Here is a 19,323-nt window from a genome sequence, read left to right on the forward strand (position 1 = left end):
GGATCTTGTACAAATGATTCTGTTTTTCTTATGTATATTTTTTTGGTGAAGAAAAGAAAGGCTAAACGGCTCCGATGAAATCTTTCCTAATGAAGCCTTCCCGTATCATTTGGGCAGTGCTTATATGTGCTGTCATTGCAGGAGGACTGATTACATTTAATCAATTCACCAGGGCAAAAGCTGATACAGGCACTTGTATCCAATATGGAGGATTCAGCCGCAGTGTTTCGTTTATCGAGGCGCAAGCGCATGGATTCTTCGCGCAGGAAGGTATCTGTGTTACCTACAATCAGGTCGCTAGCTCCACGCAGCAGTGGAATACTTTATTAGCTGGTCAGTACGATATTATTTCAACAACTGCTGATAACGTGGTGAATCAGTACGTGAATAACAATGTTCCTGCTCAGGTTGTCGCAGGTATTGATCAGGGGGAAGGATTGGACCTGATCGCCAATACTGCGAACGGCATTCATAGTATCGCCGACCTGAAGGGCAAGACCATTGCGGTCGATGCACCTACAAGTGGGTATGTGTTTGCCCTGGAGAAGATTCTCTCTGCTAATGGTTTAAGCCTGCAGAATGGCGACTACTCGTTGCAGGTCATTGGTGGCTCATTGCAGCGCTACCAGGCGTTGAAAGCGGGCACCTTTAATGGCGCTCCTGTCTACGCCACCATCTTGGGGGCTCCCTTTTCAGAGCAATCTCATTATGATGCCAATCTCGCCGATCTAGCTCCTTTCTCTGCATATGTCCGGACTTATCAGGGTCCGGTTGTCGCGGTCACTCAGAGCTATGCCCAGGCGAACTCCAGTGTGATCACAAACTTCCTCACAGCCATGATCCTTGGTCGCCAGTTTGCGGCAAATCCTGCGAACAAGGCCACTGTCATTGCCGACATTGCCAGCTCGTATAGCATTTCAACCCAGATCGCAACGGATGTCTACAACGATGCCGTCCAAAATCCTGCCACTGGTGAGAATTTTGCCGAGTTGGTAAACATCCCTGGTTTGATGAGTACCATCGACCTGCGCCAGGAGTTTGGCGGTTTTAAAACGACCGTGAAAAGCGCTCAGTTAGCGGTGCCATCTGGATCTTCTGTCTACAACGATCAGTACTGGATTAAGGCCTTCGTACAGGCAATGCAGCAATCGCATTAGACTGTACCCTCTTTCAAGAAAGCATGCTGTGTTTAAGACATAGCATGCTTTCTTGGAAATTAGAGTAAATTTTGACGCATATTTTATTTTTTTGCACTCATTTTTAGGAGGAATAGTGTGTTTACACGTCCTTGCAAATATATGAAAAAGGCGCTAACCAGCATGCTTGTGGCTTTAATGCTCCTCGCTAGTTTGAGTGCCTGCTCACAGTCCACCACTACTTTTACAGATCAAACTCCAATAAAAATTGGGTATTCTACATCATTAACAGGTCAGTTTGCCAATGATGGCAAGGCGCTTCAGCAGGGACTTGTCCTTTGGGCAGAGGGTGCGAACCAGAGGGGAGGCTTGCTTGGTCGCCCGGTAACGCTTGTTGGTCTGGATGATGGAAGTGATCCTAAACGTGTTACAGCCAATTATCAAACATTGATTGATAAAGATCATGTAGACCTGCTCTTTGGTCCATATTCCAGTTTGCTGACTAAGTCAGCTGCCATTGTAGCGCACCAGCATAAAGCTGCCATGTTTGCGCCTACGGGAAATGCTCCAAGCATTTTCAAGTTGCAGTTCGACAATATCTTTGTGGTTACTCTCCCTTCACAGCAGAACCTGCAGGCTTTTTCCTACTATATTTTATCCTTGCCTCAGAGTATGCGTCCGCAGACTGCTGCCTATGTATCGGTAGATAGCCCGTTTACCACGCCTCAGGTGAGTGCATCAGCGACTATTTTAGGGCTACCGGAGGGTACCCTGAAAACAGTCTATTCAAAGGTTCCCTATGAAACAAATGCCAATATTCCACAGATGGCAAAGCAGATTGCGCAATCAAAGGCTGATGTAGTTGTCCTTGGTACCAGTGGCCTTGAGGATTGCCTCAGCTTTATCAAGGAGTTTAAGGCAGAGCACTATAATCCTAAAGCGATTGTCTCGACCTCGGGTCCAGAAGAAGGCTCGCAATTTCTCAATGCTCTTGGCGCTAGCACGGCAGAGGGCGTGTTTGCCCCAAATAGCGGGTGGTATGCTCACGCGGCAACCTATCAGAATACCCAGTTTGTGCAGGCATATGTTGCCAAATATGGCGGCTCCCCAGAGGATATTAGCACAACAACTTCGGAAGCTTACTCCGCGGGACAGTTGTTGGAGCAAGCCGTGACGCAAACGCATAGCCTTGACAATGCTACCCTTATCAAGGCGCTGCACACGAATGTATTCAATAGCTTACAGGGACCGCTCCGATTTGACGCAGATGGGGGCAATACCATTGGTATTCCCACCTTGTTCCAGTGGCTGCAAGGACAATTTGTTCCTGTATATCCTTTCACCAACGCGCAAGCGAATCCAGAGTATCCCAAGAGTACCTGGTCCTAAGACTTGTTCGTGTGAAAGTTTCATCATTGGATGCAGCCAGAGAGGATTAGCACTGGAATGTTTACATTTATACGCAATCTACGCATCTTCCCGCGACTCTTTATCCTATTTACAGTCATGGCTGTAATTGCAGTACTGTCTATGGTTTTGCTGGGTTCTTTTTACTTACAGGCGGAGCAGACCCATGCTCAAGCGGTAAAGACAAGCTTTGAGGCGCAGCAGATTGCGACCACTCAACAAATTAATCTACAGCGCATGAATGCCTTACTACAGGCGCGTTTCGCGCAGATTTTTGCCAGCAACAATGATCTTCTGCAAGGAGATCCATCTTTGGCAGCCTCAGGCGCTCTGATTGAGAAGGATATTGTGGCTCGTGAGACCGACTTCAATCAGACGTTACAAAACTATAATACAACCTATAAAATCGCGTCTTCTCCTAATATGAGTGTCATTCATAATATTCTTGCCAGCGATGACGCGAATGCTCCTCTAATCACAGGTCAGCAGGCGGCTCTTGATAACGTCACAAAAACGCAGTGGAATGCATATAAGCAGTTACAGGACCAGGTTTTAGCGCAACTGCATAACCCAGACCTACAGTATCAACCAGCTTATGCAACCCTCTTTCAGGCCAACCTTAAGTTTCAAACGTTGCAGCAGAGTTGGCAGACGGTCGTAGGTGCGGCGACAACTGTGGGACAGGCGGTGACCGCTCTGAATAATTCAGAAATTATGCCTGTCCAGATTGCGACAGTCCTGGCTATTCTGCTTATTATTGCCGTTATTGGCTTTACAGCCGCCCTTGTCAACGCGACTATTTCACGTCCCCTGCGCCAGCTTGCTACTCTGACTACCAAAATCGCGCAGGGTGATACAAGTCAGCGTGTGCATGTGGAAGGGCGAGATGAGATCCAAATGGTCGCACTCTCAATGAATAATATGCTGAATAGCATTGTTCAGCTTATTAAAGAAGCAGAGATGCGCCATACAACGCTCCAGATGCAGGTTGAGCGCCTGATCGGAGAGGTCAGTGGCGCGGGTCAGGGCGACCTGCGCGTGCAGGCGACGGTGTCCTCAGACAGCCTGGGTGTATTGGCCTCCTTCTTCAACTATATGGTCAGCGAACTGGGTGTTCTCGTCATTAACTTCAAGACCCTGGCGAATGAGGTTGAGCGCGCAACGCTGCAGACATACGATGATATGGCGCAGCTTGTAGACAGTGCGGACGAACAAATTGTGCAAATCTCCTCAGCGACCACAAATATCAGCGAGATGGCCAATACAAGTCGTGTGGTCGCTCAGCGTGTTCAGGTGCTCTCGCAAGTGGGAGGTAGGGTATACCAGACGACACAATCTGGTCGTAATGCCGTGCTGCGCACTGTCGAAGGGATGGGGCATATCAATAATGATGTGCATTTGAGTGCTACGAAGGTGCAGCAATTAGCGGAGCATTCGCAAGAGATTAGTGACATTGTGAAAATCATTTCGGGCATTGCTCACCAAACAAACCGCCTGGCGTTGGATGCCTCGATCCAGGCAGCGCTGGCTGGAGAAAATGGCAAAGCCTTCCGAGCAGTGGCAGATGATATTCGTCGATCGGCTGAGGTCGCGAAGACACAGACCAGTAAAATCGAGCGCATCGTGAAACAGCTTCTTGAAGACATCGAGTCAGTAACCATCTCTATACAAGATACCGAAACCGAGGCTGCGACTGGTGCCCAGTTGTCAAGAGAGGCTGGTGCGGCCTTTGAGGCCATCGTTTCCGCTATTGAATACCAATCTCGTGAAATAGAGATGATCAATCAGGCAGCACAGCAACAATTACAAACCTCTAGTAGTGTCGCGCAGGTCATGCGAGGTGTTTCCTCATCGACACTACAGAGTAGTCAGAGTATCCGTGAGGAGGCTAAACGCATGGAACGCGTTGCCCAACTGGCCGAGCAGCTCCTAGTTTCCGCTGAGGTCTTTAAGCTGCGTGATGATCAGGACATCTTTGCGCAAACCAATCGTGAACATATTGTGGCACAACAGGCATTCCCCCAACGTAGCTTTTAGTGAGCGTCTCTTTCAGCATTTGAGTAAAGAGGGAACATGTGGAGAAAGATGTGACGCAACAACAAGGAAGAATAACTGATAATCTTTCCAGGATTATACAGATTATTCAAGTAGAAGGTAGGACCGGAGAGCTGCGAGTGGGGCGTGGAGAAGGAATAAATGCCGAGATCGGGAGCATTGGGTTTACCAATGGACAAATTGTTTTCGCCCAGGTGGGATCATATATGGGGCCGGATGCGCTCAATATAATGATAGGCTGGGGGAAGTGCGTATTTGTTTTTATTCCCCATCTGACTACGGGACCACTGCAACAGACCGGTCCCATTCCGAGCCAGCGCGAGACTTCACCTGTGATACCTCAGCTGAGGCAATCAGCGCCTCAGCAGGGGGGGCAGCCTGCCACCGCATCTGGCAATAACTCGTTTCCGCTGACAGCAGTTCCTAGAGCGACGATGTCAGTTATGAAGGCGATTGGAGTTATCGAGAAGGCGGGGCTTCCACGCTTATATCGCCAGGTCATCTTAGCAATCGATGGTCGTCAGGCAGTTGGAGAGTTAATCAGGTCTATAAACTGTACACCTGAAGAAATGAGCCAGATTTTACAGACACTGGAAGAGTTAACGATCATTCGTGTAGTAAGATGATGAGCATGTGAGAAGCCCGACCCTGCGATTGTGGCATGCCGCAATCGCAGGGTCGGGCTTCTCGCTATAGGCGCTTTTAGCGAGGACTCATGCGAATGCTACCATCCAGGCGGATAACTTCGCCGTTTAGCATGGTGTTCTCGATGATGTGCCTGGCGAGGGCGGCGTACTCGTCGGGGCGGCCCAGGCGTGAGGGGAAGGGGACCTGCTGGCCAAGCGAGATGCGGGCTGCTTCGGGAAGGCCTGCCATGAGTGGGGTATCGAAGATACCTGGGGCAATGGTCATGACGCGAATGCCCAGGCTGGCAAGCTCGCGTGCAATGGGTAGGGTCATGCCTACGATCCCGCCTTTGGAGGCCGAGTAGGCGGCCTGTCCAATTTGACCGTCGAAGGCCGCGACTGAGGCAGTATTGATAATCACTCCGCGCTCACCGTCGTCTCCCATAGGCTGATTCTCGCTCATGGCCGCCGCAGCCAGGCGGATGACGTTAAAGGTGCCGATGAGGTTGACGGAGATGACCTTGCTGAAGTTGGCGAGCGAGTGAATGCCGCGTTTGCTCAGGATCTTTTCCGCGATGCCGATGCCTGCGCAGTTGATGGCGATATTGATCTCGCCACTGTGAGCCTGCGCGGCCTTGATCGCGGCCTGTACCTGCTCTTCATTAGTGACATCGGTTTGGCTAAATATGACCGTGCTCCCTAGCTCGTTCGCTAGAGCCTGGCCTGTTTCGGCGTTGAAGTCAAGGATCGTCACTTTAGCGCCCTCGCCCGCGAGCAGGCGTACGCAGGCGGCCCCCAGACCCGAGGCTCCGCCAGTGACGATAACTCCTTTGTTGGCAATCTGCATTGTTGCTCCCTTTCCTTCCTTGGATAATAAAAAATTTAGCGTGTTTCAGCTACTTTGCTGTGCTCAAGAAGCCAGGAATAGAGTTGTGGATCAGCATAGGCCGGCGTCCAGCTATCATGTCCGGCCTCGGGATAGATGGTCAGCTTGGCTTTTCCTCTTACTTGCTCAAGTGCGTTAATCATGTTCTGACTTGCCCTGAGAGGGACGATCGTGTCTTTGGCGCCATGGAAGGCCCAGACCGGTACATCGCGCATGTTAGCTACCGTAGATGGATCACCCCCGCCACAGATAGGGATGGCAGCTGCGAAGCGCTCGGGATGGGCCGCCACCAACGCCCAGGTACCATATCCTCCCATGCTGACGCCCGTCGCGTAGACGCGATTAGTATCGACCGAGTAGGTCTGGGTTACCTCATCCAGCAGGGCGATCAATTCTTCCTGTTTCGCGGACCAGGAGGTATCGTCTGGACATTGAGGCGAGATCAGAATGAAAGGGAAGCGTTCTCCTTCTTCAACCTGCCTGGGCGGACCATACTTTTTGAGCAGGTCCAGATTGTCCCCGCGCTCACCCACCCCATGCAAAAAAAGCACGAGCGGCCAGCGCGTCCCCGCTAACATCTCGTAGTTATCGGGAAGATAAAGTAGGTAACGCAGAAGGACTGCATTGGTTGTGGTATCGTGCAGGGTCTCTTCCTGTTGTATGCTATGCATGAATTGGTTCTCCATAGAGAGGCTGATGTTGGAACGATCCACCCATTATGAGGTACATCGTTACCAACGGCGTTTTTTATGGACCCTATGCCGTTCTCTCTATTCTTATCATAAAAGATGACGACAGTACAAGTAGTATCGTCTCTTATATGAGCTGTTTCTGACGGCTTGTGCCTGAGGTGCAGGAGTGCTAGACTGCCTATTATGTAGGAGATATGTGCTGCTGGCAAAGCCAGCAGCACATATCTCCTGCACACAATTCTTTGAGCGCCGCAGGCGCGAAGATGCACCATAGAAGCTGATTTTTAAAGGATCGAACGCGTGGAGAAGAAAGAGAAACGTGTACACCTATTGGAGCGACAGCTTCAGCGGGTACAGCGTCATATAGAACAATTAGATGTGCGTAGCAATCGCTACTCGTGGATACGGCTGTTTATTTTCTTTGGAGGCCTGGCTGTTAGCCTGGCGGTGGGCTTTTTTCTCTGGTGGCTGGGGATTATCCTGGGAGTGCTCAGCCTGCTGGCCTTTGGTGTTGCCGCGTATTACCATAGCCAGGTCGATAGAAGCCTGGCACGCCACAAGGCCTGGCTCTTGATCAAATCGACACATCTTGCGCGTGCTAGGTTGGATTGGGAGCACATACCGGCTCCCGCCTCCGCAAGCGGGCAGGAGGATCATCCCTTTGAGTTTGACCTGGATGTGACGGGGAAATACTCGCTGCATCGCCTGCTGGACATGTCCTTCTCTCGTGAGGGAAGCGAGCGCCTGCGCTCGTGGCTTCTGGCAACGGAGCCGGATCTGGAGCGTATACGGACACGCCAGGCGTTGGTTGAGGAACTGCGTCCGTTGAGCCGTTTCCGCGATAAGCTGGTGCTCTTCTCGCTGATTGCGACAAAAGGCAAGACCGGCCAGATGCAGGGGCAGGAGCTTGTCGACTGGCTAAAGCGTAATCCGCCCTCTAAAGGCGTGCGCCCTCTGCTATGGGCCTCGCTCGCCTTGAACGTCTTTACACTTATAGACCTGGTGGCGAGTGTGGTCACTCATACGCCCGATCTCTGGGTGCTGACCTTCTTTGGTGGAATCTTTTTCCTCGCGCTCACGCAGAAGATACGGGGCAATATCTTCGAAGATGCGGGCTACATGAGTGATAACTTTGGTGCGCTAGGGTCGGTCTTTGGCTTCCTGGAGAGCTACTCCTATGGGCGCAACCAGCACCTGGCGCGTTTATGCGCGGCCTTTCAGCAGCAGGGTGAGAATCGACCCTCACGCGTGCTACGCGGCATTGGTCGCATCTCCTCTGCGGCAGGTTTGAAGGCCAATGGGCTGCTCTGGTTGCTGGTGAACCTCTTTCTACCCTGGGATGCATACTGCGCCTATCGCCTGGGCCAGTACAAAGAGCAGATCGTCAAGTTTCTTCCTGGCTGGCTGGATACCTGGTTTGAACTGGAGGCTTTAAACGCGCTCGCGGCCTTTGCCTACCTCAATCCAGAGTATATCCTGCCCGAAGTGTTGGCGAATGATCAGCCCACACAGGAGAAGGCACCGCTCTTTAGCGCGCATTCCCTTGGGCATCCGCTTATCCAGGATCGTGTTCGTGTAACCAATGATTTCGCTTTTCATAGGCTGGGCGAAGTGGATATTCTGACAGGCTCAAATATGGCGGGCAAGAGCACCTTTTTGCGCACACTGGGCGTCAATCTCTGCCTGGCTTATGCGGGTGGGCCTGTCTGTGCTAGCGCGCTGACAACGCGCCTGTTTCGTCTCTTTACCTGCATCCGTGTCAACGACTCGGTGACGGATGGCTACTCCTACTTCTATGCTGAAGTCAGGCGCCTGCGTCAGTTGCTAGATGCGTTGGAGCAGTCTTCTCCTTATCCTCTCTTCTTCTTGATCGACGAGATCTTTAAGGGCACCAATAACCGGGAGCGCCTCAGCGGTAGCCGGGCGTTTGTGCGTGCCATTGTGGGTCATGATTGTCTGGGTGCGATCTCTACCCATGACCTGGAACTGGTCCATCTGGAGGAGGCGGTCCACGACCTGAAGAACTATCACTTCCGCGAGGAGGTGGTCGAGGGGCAGATGGTCTTTGATTATAAACTACGCACCGGCCCCTGTCCTACGACCAACGCGCTCAAGATTATGCAGATGGAGGGGCTTCCCGTGGAGGAGGTCGATGTGCGCTAGTTCATCATCGCGATGGCCTGGCGGATCATCTTGATATAGTTGAGGACCTCGTAACGGTCTTTGGCCTCTGGGGCCAGTTCGCGATAGGCCATCAGGTCATGCAGGGCGCGGCCATAGTGCTTAAGTTGCAGGTGAAGCAGGCCGCGCTCGCGGCGATGAACTGCGGATTGAGGATGGAGCAAGACCATGAGCTCATAGATAGCCAGGGCTGGCTCGTAGGCATCGCGCTCCAGGTAGATGCGTTTGAGGTTATTGAGTATGCGCCCCAGCATCTGCTTACGCGGGACAGGCTCAAACCAGTGATGATGTAACTTGAGTGGGCGATGGGCGATCCGGCGCACCAGCTCTATACACTCCTGCTCGCTAAGCAGGTGTCCCTGGTGGAAGGCATCGATGTAGTAGGTTTCTTCGCCATACTGGCAGCGTGCGATAAAGTGATAGGGCAGGCCAATGCCTTCGATGAAGAGACCAGCGCGGCGTGCGACTTCAATATAGACAAGTGAGAGCGTAATGGGGATGCCGGCGCGGTTATCCAGGACTTTATTGAGATAACTATTGTCGGGATTATTATAGTCGCCGGAGTTGCCGCAGAATCCCTCCTCTGCAAAGATGACCTGGTTGAGAGCCTGGAGAAACTCATGTGGTTCGCGTTCGGGTGAGGTGGGCATGGCATTCAAAGGGAGGGTTGGAGAGAGGCCAAGGATCCCCCGGACTCGCCGCGCGAGGGCGTCGAGCTGTGATTGATAGCATGCAATATCTACTTCTGGATACGCCAGCTTCGCAATGAGAAGGGCCGCTCCCACCAGGTCTATGGCGGCATCTTCCTGGGCGAGAAGCGATGCGAACGCAGTATAGATGCGTTTTTGTGGGCTTTCCCGCGAAAATCTCTCTGACATACTCAGGGCATTAAAGCATACCCACTTATGGGTTGCAAGCTGGAAGGGACCTGTGTACCAGGGAGCCCTGGTACTTTCGCCTACGCCACACGGCTACGTTTGACCGCATTAGAGGACTTTGATATAGCCAAGTATACCATGAAATAGCTCAGTTCTATCAGAGGCACACGCAGGCGCAAGGAATTAAGCCCATAACATCCATGTGTGTTAGCTCGCTGCCTTTTGATCTTGCTCTGGCTGTGAAGGTTGCTGGAGCTTCCTGGTGAAGATGTGTTGGATGGGGATGCGGGGCGCGACGGGATAGTCTTCGAGGACCGGCTTGGCATTCTCTTGATTGCCGCGCAGAAGCTCATACACCAGTGCTCCCAGCAATGCGCCCAGGCAGGGACCCACAATATAGACCCAGGAATTGGCCAGGATAGCACCACCCGCAAAGAGGGCAGGCCCCAGGCTGCGTGCGGGATTCATGCTGCCGCCAGTCAGAGAGTTGCCGAGGATGCCGCAGACGATAATTGTGAATCCAACTGTGAGTCCGCTATCGGCGCGTACAAAGCGTTTATCTGTCGCGCTTCCCATACTGACCATCATCAATACAAAGGTCAGAAGCGCTTCCAGGATGATTGCGGCTGGTAGGCTGGTTTTCAGCGTGTTCGCGCCATAATGGACCAGCTCGGCTTTGTCGGGAAAGAGTAGCATATGCACGAGGCTGGCGCTGCATGCCCCCGCAAATTGGGCCAGCCAGTAGGGCAACATCAGGCGCCAGGGAAGGCGACGCGTAATGGCAAAGCCCAGCGTGATTGCGGGATTGAAGACGGCGGCTGAGAGATAGCTAAAGAGGTAGATCATGGCGGCGACCGTCAGACCGAAGGTCAGATGGACTACAAAGATGCCTGCGATATTCTCGGTATCGCCAACTATGGCGCGTACCCCACAACCAAAGAAGACCAGGGCGAAGGTACCCAGGAATTCCGCGCAACTGCGTCTAAATATATCTCGTTTCATAGAAAATACCTCTTTTGGATTCTGTATAGTATTAGTACGCGGAAAGAGGTTGGGGTGCATACATATCCCTGGGGATGCGTCTCTGATTGCAATAAGAAACGGGCGGATTGGCGCGGAACAGGGAGCATAACTGGAGAATATGAGGCATGTGGGTATGTGTATACAGGGAGTATAATTTTGTGCAGGACCCTGGCACGTGACAAGCAAAACTGGATAGCGCAAGAGAAGCAGGAGGAGACGCTGTGCGAGTAGCGAAGACCGTTCTGATCAACCGTCCGGTCGAGGAGGTATTTGCCTACGTGACGGATATGTGCAAGGTCACGGAATGGACACCTGCACGCGAAATTCGCCCGGTCAATGATGTTCCCATGGGCGTCGGTGCCCGCTTTCTCCAGGCAGGTGAGTTCCTAAATCAGCGTATGGAGTTTACCACAGAGGTAACGCACTACGAGGTGCCCAGGCTGTTTGGCTTTAAAAGCCTGACTGGACCCGTGAATTTAGAGACGACGATCATCTTCGAACCAATCGAGAGCGGTACGCGGGTTACCATGATGGGCGAGGGCGAACCGGGAGGAATGCTGAAATTCGCGCGTAGCCTGGTCTCCACCATGCTCGATAAGCAGATTAATGCCCAGGTTCACAAGCTCAAAAAGAACCTGGAGAAAGCATAGACTCGCAGGCTCGCCTCCGAGGAAGGTGTATGGTGAGGGGCTGGCTTTTGCCAGCCCCTCACCATACACCTTCCTCCCTGAGCGCCGCAGGCGTGGCAAGAGGGAGCGTGTTATAATGACGTTGAGATTAAGACATCGTGGCTCATAGCTTGACAATGATGCAAGCGAGCAAGGGAAAGGCAGTGAGCGACTGTATGGAAAGAGTATTTGAAAGCCAACCTCTCTGGGAACCCTCGGAAGCAGTGAAGCAACAGGCCAACGTCACCCACTATATGCGCTGGTTACGGGAAAAGAAGGGACTGCATTTTCAGACGCGCGAAGCGCTCTGGGAATGGTCCGCGAATGAGATTGAAGCCTTCTGGGGCTCTCTCTGGGAATATTTTTCAATTCAGGCATCGACCCCCTATACAACTGTCTTGCGCCAACGTGTGATGCCAGGGGCGCAATGGTTTCCCGGTGCGCGCCTCAATTACGCGGAACATGCCTTCCGCAACGCCACCGAGGCACGCCCGGCCCTCCTTTTTCGCTCTGAACGGCACGAACTTGTTAGTGTCTCATGGGTAGAACTGACGCAAAAGGTTGGCGCCATCGCCCAGGCCTTGAGGGATCTAGGCGTAAAACCTGGCGATCGCGTCGTAGGCTATATGCCTAATATTCCCGAAACAGCGATGACCTTTCTGGCATGTGCCAGCATAGGCGCAACCTGGTCAAGCTGCTCGCCCGATTTTGGCACCAATAGTGTTATTGACCGCTTTAAGCAGATTGAGCCAAAGGTTTTATTTGCCATTGATGGGTATCAATATGGTGGCAAGCGTTTTGATCGCCGCCCTATTATTGCGGAACTGCAGGAGTCGCTACCGAGCGTAGAGCATACTGTGCTCTATTCCTATCTCTTTGGTGAGCAGGGAACCCGGCCTGCGGCGTTGTCGAATACACTCTCCTGGCAGGAGCTTGCCGCGAAGTCAGCTCCTCTACAATTTGAGCAAGTCCCCTTTGATCATCCGCTGTGGATTCTCTACTCTTCGGGAACGACGGGCTTGCCCAAGCCCATCGTTCATGGCCATGGTGGTATTCTCCTGGAACACCTGAAGTGCCTGACGCTGGATAAGGATATCAAACCAGGAGATCGCTTATTCTGGTTCTCGACCACGGGCTGGATGATGTGGAACCTGCTGCTTGGTGGCCTGCTGGTAGGGGCAACAGTCCTACTCTACGATGGTAGTCCAGCCTACCCAAACATGGGAACGTTGTGGCAGTTTGCCGCCGATGCACAGATGACAACCTTTGGCACCAGTGCGGCTTATATTTCGAGTTGTATGAAGAGCGGTATCGAGCCGGGCCAGAACTATGATTTGCGTCACCTGCGAACTGTAGGTTCAACGGGTTCGCCGCTGACGCCCGAGGGGTTTCGCTGGGTTTATGAGCATGTCAAGTCCGACCTCTGGCTAGCCTCAGTTAGTGGTGGTACGGATGTGTGTTCCGCTTTCGTGGGTTGCTCGCCCCTGCTCCCCGTGTATGAGGGGGAGCTTCAGTGTCGTATGCTCGGCGCGAAGATTGAAGCTTTTGATGAGGCCGGAAATGCACTGATTGGTGAGGTTGGCGAGCTTGTGATTACGAATCCGCTACCCTCCATGCCGCTCTACTTCTGGAACGATCCCAACTATGAGCGGTATCGCGAGAGCTACTTCTCTCTTTATCCCGGTGTCTGGCGCCACGGTGACTGGATCAAAATTACGCCCTCGGGCAGCGCCATTATTTATGGCCGTTCCGACTCCACGATCAACCGGCAGGGCATTCGGATGGGCAGCAGTGAGATCTATCGCGTGGTTGAGAGCCTCCCAGAGGTACTTGATAGCCTGATTATCGGCGTGGAAATGCCGGGTGGACGCTATTACATGCCGCTGTTTGTGGTCTTGCGCGAGGGCGTTGAGCTGGATGAGAGCCTGAAGGCGAGGATCAAGACGCAGCTTCGCTCAACTGTCTCGCCCCATCATGTACCCGATGAGATTCAGCAGATTCCCGAGGTGCCGCGTACCCTGAGTGGGAAAAAGCTCGAGGTGCCGATCAAGAAGCTCTTTATGGGTATCCCTGTTGAGAAGGCAGCCAGCGTGGATGCCCTGAGTAACCCCCAGGCGCTGACCTACTTCGTAGACTTCGCCCAGAAGGTAGTAGCCAGGCGTGAGGATACGGCTGTATAAGTCCTGGTAGGAGTGGCACGACGCTACTGAAGTACGTGTCTACATATGACCATTAATATGTAGACACGTACTTCAGTAGCGTCGTCAGGTGCACGAGATCAGCCTTCTGTATTTTTTGAGGTGCCAAGTATGGCAGATTCTTCACTGGAAAAGCCACTATTGGCGGAATTGTTGCGTGAATGGTTGGGGGCTGCCTTTACATCCGGTTCGCTGCTGCATGTGCAAATACCTGAACAGGGGACGATCCATCAGACGCGTCTCCTGGAGACATCCTCTGGTCGCTATGCCTTGCGTCGTTATCGCTATGATCAGGATCGGCACATAGCGATAACATATGAGCATGCTCTGTCACAGTATGTCCATGAACAAGGCTTACCGGCGATTCCTCCGTTACCACTGCTTAATGGTGGTACCTGGATTGAGCATGAAGGCGTGTACTATGCTCTCTATCCCTTTGCTGCAGGCAGGCAGGTGGCGCGTCAGGAACTTTCTTCCCATAATCTCTGGGCAATGGGACAGTGTCTAGCGCGCTTACACACTGTGTTGCGTGACTATCCCTGCGTCCAGGTGACACAGCGTAACTTCCATTTTAATATGCAGAAAACCTTTGCGTATATGGGCGAGCTGGAAGAGATAATTCGTGCGCGACCGAGGATACAGCCACAGGATGAAATTGTACTGGCGCACCTTGCGGCACGGCGTGCATGGCTTCTGGATCATCAGGATGATCCCTTTTCTGATTTTCACGCATTGCACCAACAGGTCATTCATGGCGATTACCAGGAAACAAATCTCTTTTTTATGCATGACAAGGTCAGCGCGATCATCGACTGGGATCAAGCTTATAGCGCACCAGCAGCATGGGAGATTGTACGTATATTAGATATCGTGTGTGATTTTGCGAAAGAGTTATGCCAGGCATTTCTCGATGGCTACCGGGCGCTCCTCCCCCTCTCTCATGATGAGCTTGATTTGCTCATCTATTGTTATGGATGGATGCGCGCACAGAATTTGTGGCTGTACGAAGAGCTCTATATCGAAGGCAACGAGCGTGTCAGGCGCTTTCTGCCTGATGGCCCTTTTATCCCGATTAGTGAAAAGTGGGAACGCATAAAGATATGATGGGAAGAACGTCCCTCTAGTTACAGGCACTCCCAGGCGTTGTGCTATACTACGCGTGACGTATAGCAAAATGCCTGTCAGCAAGTATGTTCCTCCGTGATGCGGCCGCTCGTCAGCCAGTGTAATGGGGGCATTCAGATAATTAGTAGAGACATGGAGTAGGTATGGGTTACGAGCCGAATTCACCAGGCCCCAATTCAGCCACAAATGGTCACGCGCGTATAAAGCGCTTTGGTGCGCGTTTGCGCCCATCGGAGATAGAGCAACAGCTTTTCCAGGAGCAGGGTGTGCAGGTTCAGCGCGAGGAAACTATTCCAGGTTTCTATGAACCATCAGGACCGGGTATACCCCCACAGGGAATGGCGTGGCGTGGTCAGGTAGAGCCTGGATATGGAACCAGCCTTGATTCACCATTACCTGGCAATTATGGTTCATGGGAGTTCTCACCAGAGAAGGCATTCCCGCAGGCCGCTCCTTCACCAGCACCATCGTTTCCGCCTGTTCCTGGATTTAATCCAACTCCCGAACCTCTCTATGTGCCCCAGAATATTGCTTATAGCCAGAGTGAGGCACGCCAGCCCTCAATCAGTCCACCTTCTCTAACGCCCCTGACCAGTTCTGCTGTTCCTCCCTCGCCCTGGGGTCAGAAAAAGAAGAAACCGCTGCTGCTGGGGCTGTTGCTAGGTGTGCTACTGCTTGGTGGTTTGAGCTACTACGTGTATAGTTACATGCACATTGCCCACCAGATAAATACGCCAAAGGATCAGGTAGTGACGCCTACAGTCAATGCCCAGGCCACTGCCCTGGCGTCAGCCTATCCTTTTAGTAAGGACCTGGTGCTGACCGATACCCTTAAGGATAATAGCCAGAAACATGGCTGGCTGGAGGACCGCTACTGTACATTTGCTGCTGGTGCCTATCAGGCGCGCGAGCCAGAGGCAAATACCTATTACACCTGCCCTGCACTCAAGACTGCGTTTACCAACTTTACCTATCAACTCACTATGCGGATAACGAAGGGTGAGATTGCTGGCTTAACCTTTCGTGGCGATGATGTCGGCTACAAATACTACGCCTTTATCTTTAATAGCAATGGCAGTTATACCCTGCTTGTCTACACCGGGCGCAATGTCCCTCCACGCTCTCTTTATACTGGTAGCAGCAGCCAGTTTAAGCCAGGTGCCGATAATCAAATTGCCGTTACGGCTGCGGGCTCCACGCTTCGTCTCTTTGCCAATCATCAGCTTTTGGCATCGGTCGAGGATGCTACCCTGACGCAGGGCCAGATAGGCGTAGCAGTGTATACCCAGAAGAACGAGACGCAGGCGCTCTTTCGCGACGCGAAAGTCTGGAAGCTTGCCTGATTTCCAGGCTAACAAATCTTCTTTACGTAAGTCTTTTCCTCTTCGTGCCTGCGGCGCTGGAGGGAGGTGTATAGTGGACGCTTGGCTCCGCCAAGTGTCCACTATACACCTCCCTCGAAGACGAGCCTGTGAGCCGAGGCAGACGCCAAAGGTGAAAGGAAACTACCAGGCGGGAGGATATAAGCGCCCAGACCTCGGCACCCTTACCCGCTTTGACCTCTAAATCGTCGACCGATGCGGTGACACTGCCTGTAGCAGACGAGGTTCTCGCCAGTTTGCAGGCTGACGGCGCAGGCGAGGCTGAGGGCACAGGCGAAATTATATATCCACATCCATATCCAGATCGAGTCGTGTCCGCGTCCAGAGCTGGCGTGACGCGGCGCAAGGTCTTGCTGGGTGCGGGCCTTGCTGGTGCCGCGCTTGTCGGTTCAGCTGGCCTGTTAACATGGTTTGTACGCTCGCACCCTATGCCTATGCCACTCGCAACAGATGTCGAGGACAAGCCAGCGCTCCTGACCTATACCGGCCATACCTCTTATGTGTGGAGCGTGGCCTGGTCGCCCAATGGTCAGGCGCTTGCCTCGGCCAGCGATGACCAGACTGTGCATGTCATAAGCGCGCTCCAGGGGACGCTACTGGCCACGCCTTATAGCCGGCATACCGATAGCGTCTATAGCGTGGCCTGGTCATCTGATAGCAAGCGTCTTGCCTCGGTCAGTGCAGATCAAAGGCTTGAGACCTGGGATGCGCCGGATGGATATTATCCACGCGATTTTCGCGCGAGCTCCTGGATCTGGAGTGTGGCCTGGTCGCCCGATGGTCGCTACCTGGCATCAGGCGGAGGCGATCGCTTGGTGACAATCTGGGATGTAGTCACGGGCGGTAGTACTCTGACATACAAGGGACACAAAGGTAATATCAATGCGCTCTCCTGGTCGCCCGATGGCCGCTCTATTGCTTCGGCGAGCAGTGATCATACTACCCAGGTCTGGTCGGTTGCTGGGGGAAAGTTGGTGCGTACACATGTTGCCTATCCTATGGCGGTTACGATGCGTAGCGTGGCCTGGTCACCTGATGGCAAGCGTTTAGCGGTAGCCTGTGATAACCAGACGGTGCAGGTCTGGGATGCCTTCACAGGGGATCACCACTATGTGTATCAGGGACATACCGACCTCGTCTATAGTGTGGCCTGGTCTCATGATGGTCGTTACCTGGCCTCGGCGGGCGATGATCAAGCGGTGCAGGTCTGGGACGCGACAAATGGAGAGGTGTTGCACACATTTCGTGGGCATAGCGAGGGCGTGCGCTCGCTCTCCTGGTCGCCTGATGGCAGATATCTCGCCTCTGGCTCCTGGGACAAGACGGTCAAGGTCTGGTCGCTGAGTTAGCATACCGCGTTACGATGAACTTAGCAGCTACCTGGGGATGTCTAAGGCGTTAGTGGGATAGCTTCCTTCGTGTACAACTTTTTTGCCCCTGACAAGTACATGTATTATGTGGATTGCAGCGAAGAAAATATGAACCTGCGCATATTATGAGAAGAGTGGAGAATGGGGTGAGGAGCGCGAACTGTACAGATATAGCTACAAAGTGGCATCCCGGCTAAAAAGGCTGCATGCAAATGTTTTACCCATTGTGGGTTCTGTGACAAAAGAGAGCGGTAGAAAATGATTTCAGATGTGAGTAAAGATAATAAAGAGCATGCCTCTGGTCCCCCAGGGACGGTGGAACAGTCACGATTTCCGGTGCAACGTTTTTCGCTTATTGCGGCCATTCTCTCAACCTTGCTGATTCGTATTGCGGGCCGTACAAGCTTTGTCATCTTAGGATTTTACCTGGGCGAGCGCTTCGCTTCGGCGACGTTAGTGGCACTGGTGCTTGAAGCATTCTATATTACCGAACTCTTGCTATCGCCTGTTGTTGGAAGCCTCTCCGATCATGCGGGCAGACGTCCATTTCTCTTATTCTCCCCTATAATGGCAACCATAGCCACGCTCTGCTTCTTGCTGGCCTCGCGCCTCTACCCGCATCCAAATGTTCATGTCTTGAATGTACACCTCGTGCTGCTGCTCGTGATCATCCTATTCGGACGCCTGCTGGAGGGTGCGACAACTGGTATGAATGTGCCTGCGACCCTGGGCTACCTGACGGATATCACGATTGGCTCAGAGCGCCTGCGTATGCGTGCAGTGACGGCCTTTGAGGTGGTGACGGTAGGCGCCATTGGCCTGGCCATTCCCTTTGCGGGAAAGGTCAGTAGTACGCTTGATACCTGGGGTTTCCTGGTTGTCGCGGCATTATATATGCTTGCGCTACTCATCATTTTCCTGGGTGTGCGCGAGAGCGTGGAAATTCAGGAGCGTACCACGTCCCGGCGCTCATTCCTGGAGGGCTTTAAGGTCCTGCGCTATCGCCGAATTTCGACCTTCTTGCCCGCCTGGTTCTCGGTCAATGCCCTGGTGGGGGCGTGGGCTGTACTCATCACTATCATGCTGGCTTATCCTAAACACGCGGCGGCTCTGCGCCATCCTGGACAACTCCTCTATGGCGGCTTTAGCAAGATGGAGTCATCGCTCTGGGTGGGAGGTTTTGCCCTGCTCTTCCTCTGTGGGATGGGCATATGGATGCTGTTTGTCGCGCGTTTCCGCCGTTCAACCGTGATGCTGATTGGCCTGGTGGGCCTGGGGATAGCGATAAGCGCACTAACGGTGATAAACGGGTTGGGTGAGACAATGGGTGATGTCGTACCAGACCAGTCTACGGTAGTCCTGATCCTGCTAGGTATTGTCGCCCTGGGTGTGCTCTTGCTTAGTGGCTTTACTCCTGTGGCATTAATGCAGATGAGCGCCATCGCTGAGTCGATGCGTGGCAAGCGAGGAGCGGTCATGGGCCTCTACTCAGTGGTTCTGGCCATAGGACAGCTTATCGGGACCTCGCTAGGCGGACTCTTTGTCGACTGGCATGGTTTCTATGGCCTGATGCAATTCTCGCTTTTGATGGGTGTGTGCTCCTTCTTAAGTGTGCTCTATATGCGTTATCATCGCGATGATCTCTTGCAGCCACCCAAGAAAGGCTTACTTTCTAAATAGGGATCATCCTTGTTTG

General features: G+C 52.8%; 15 protein-coding genes. 11 read left to right on the top strand and 4 right to left on the bottom strand.

Going from position 1 to position 19,323, the window contains the following annotated elements:
- The first annotated feature begins 89 nt into the window (after nucleotides 1-89).
- The 4 genes from JMJ04_RS13700 (at nucleotide 90) to JMJ04_RS13715 (ending at nucleotide 5,224) form a co-directional block, all read left to right on the top strand.
- Nucleotides 90-1,157 carry an ABC transporter substrate-binding protein gene (locus JMJ04_RS13700; protein ID WP_201371028.1) on the top strand — a complete coding sequence of 356 codons (1,068 nt, stop codon included), beginning with the start codon at nucleotides 90-92 and terminating at the stop codon, nucleotides 1,155-1,157.
- A 162-nt stretch (nucleotides 1,158-1,319) separates the two neighbouring features.
- Complete coding sequence (locus tag JMJ04_RS13705; protein ID WP_201371029.1) at nucleotides 1,320-2,525, top strand: amino acid ABC transporter substrate-binding protein; 1,206 nt, start codon at nucleotides 1,320-1,322, stop codon at nucleotides 2,523-2,525.
- 57 nt (nucleotides 2,526-2,582) lie between these two features.
- The gene (locus JMJ04_RS13710) at nucleotides 2,583-4,580 is read left to right on the top strand and encodes a methyl-accepting chemotaxis protein (protein ID WP_201371030.1); all 1,998 of its coding nucleotides are present in this window, start codon (nucleotides 2,583-2,585) and stop codon (nucleotides 4,578-4,580) included.
- A gap of 38 nt (nucleotides 4,581-4,618) precedes the next feature.
- The gene (locus tag JMJ04_RS13715) at nucleotides 4,619-5,224 is read left to right on the top strand and encodes a DUF4388 domain-containing protein (RefSeq protein WP_201371031.1); all 606 of its coding nucleotides are present in this window, start codon (nucleotides 4,619-4,621) and stop codon (nucleotides 5,222-5,224) included.
- Nucleotides 5,225-5,300: 76 nt separating this feature from the next.
- Here the strand turns inward: JMJ04_RS13715 and JMJ04_RS13720 are convergent, their stop codons facing one another.
- Nucleotides 5,301-6,071 (bottom strand): 3-hydroxyacyl-CoA dehydrogenase, encoded by a 771-nt coding sequence (locus JMJ04_RS13720; protein WP_201371032.1) that lies wholly within the window; start codon nucleotides 6,069-6,071, stop codon nucleotides 5,301-5,303.
- Between the two features lie 35 nt (nucleotides 6,072-6,106).
- Nucleotides 6,107-6,781: a carboxylesterase family protein gene (locus JMJ04_RS13725; RefSeq protein WP_201371033.1), complete on the bottom strand. Its 675-nt coding sequence runs from the start codon at nucleotides 6,779-6,781 to the stop codon at nucleotides 6,107-6,109.
- Between the two features lie 321 nt (nucleotides 6,782-7,102).
- Between JMJ04_RS13725 and JMJ04_RS13730 the strand changes: the two genes are divergently transcribed.
- Nucleotides 7,103-8,965 carry a MutS family DNA mismatch repair protein gene (locus JMJ04_RS13730; RefSeq protein ID WP_201371034.1) on the top strand — a complete coding sequence of 621 codons (1,863 nt, stop codon included), beginning with the start codon at nucleotides 7,103-7,105 and terminating at the stop codon, nucleotides 8,963-8,965.
- Here the strand turns inward: JMJ04_RS13730 and JMJ04_RS13735 are convergent.
- Nucleotides 8,962-9,861: a SirB1 family protein gene (locus JMJ04_RS13735; protein WP_201371035.1), complete on the bottom strand. Its 900-nt coding sequence runs from the start codon at nucleotides 9,859-9,861 to the stop codon at nucleotides 8,962-8,964. The genes JMJ04_RS13730 and JMJ04_RS13735 overlap by 4 nt on opposite strands.
- A gap of 207 nt (nucleotides 9,862-10,068) precedes the next feature.
- The gene (locus JMJ04_RS13740) at nucleotides 10,069-10,863 is read right to left on the bottom strand and encodes an MIP/aquaporin family protein (protein WP_201371036.1); all 795 of its coding nucleotides are present in this window, start codon (nucleotides 10,861-10,863) and stop codon (nucleotides 10,069-10,071) included.
- Nucleotides 10,864-11,105: 242 nt separating this feature from the next.
- On the opposite strand from JMJ04_RS13740, the gene JMJ04_RS13745 reads away from it, so the two are divergent.
- From JMJ04_RS13745 to JMJ04_RS13770, 6 genes are all read left to right on the top strand, one after another.
- Nucleotides 11,106-11,534, top strand: coding sequence for an SRPBCC family protein (locus tag JMJ04_RS13745; RefSeq protein ID WP_201371037.1), 429 nt, complete (start codon nucleotides 11,106-11,108; stop codon nucleotides 11,532-11,534).
- 194 nt (nucleotides 11,535-11,728) lie between these two features.
- Nucleotides 11,729-13,732 carry an acetoacetate--CoA ligase gene (locus tag JMJ04_RS13750; protein WP_201371038.1) on the top strand — a complete coding sequence of 668 codons (2,004 nt, stop codon included), beginning with the start codon at nucleotides 11,729-11,731 and terminating at the stop codon, nucleotides 13,730-13,732.
- Between the two features lie 129 nt (nucleotides 13,733-13,861).
- Nucleotides 13,862-14,854: a phosphotransferase gene (locus tag JMJ04_RS13755; RefSeq protein WP_201371039.1), complete on the top strand. Its 993-nt coding sequence runs from the start codon at nucleotides 13,862-13,864 to the stop codon at nucleotides 14,852-14,854.
- 164 nt (nucleotides 14,855-15,018) lie between these two features.
- Nucleotides 15,019-16,218 carry a hypothetical protein gene (locus tag JMJ04_RS13760; protein ID WP_201371040.1) on the top strand — a complete coding sequence of 400 codons (1,200 nt, stop codon included), beginning with the start codon at nucleotides 15,019-15,021 and terminating at the stop codon, nucleotides 16,216-16,218.
- A gap of 212 nt (nucleotides 16,219-16,430) precedes the next feature.
- Nucleotides 16,431-17,606 (top strand): WD40 repeat domain-containing protein, encoded by a 1,176-nt coding sequence (locus JMJ04_RS13765; RefSeq protein WP_201371041.1) that lies wholly within the window; start codon nucleotides 16,431-16,433, stop codon nucleotides 17,604-17,606.
- Nucleotides 17,607-17,885: 279 nt separating this feature from the next.
- Nucleotides 17,886-19,307, top strand: a complete 1,422-nt coding sequence (locus tag JMJ04_RS13770; protein WP_201371042.1) for an MFS transporter — start codon at nucleotides 17,886-17,888, stop codon at nucleotides 19,305-19,307.
- Nucleotides 19,308-19,323 lie beyond the last annotated feature (16 nt).

Origin of the sequence: Ktedonobacter robiniae (assembly GCF_016587375.1) — a bacterium.
Lineage (GTDB): Bacteria > Chloroflexota > Ktedonobacteria > Ktedonobacterales > Ktedonobacteraceae > Ktedonobacter > Ktedonobacter robiniae.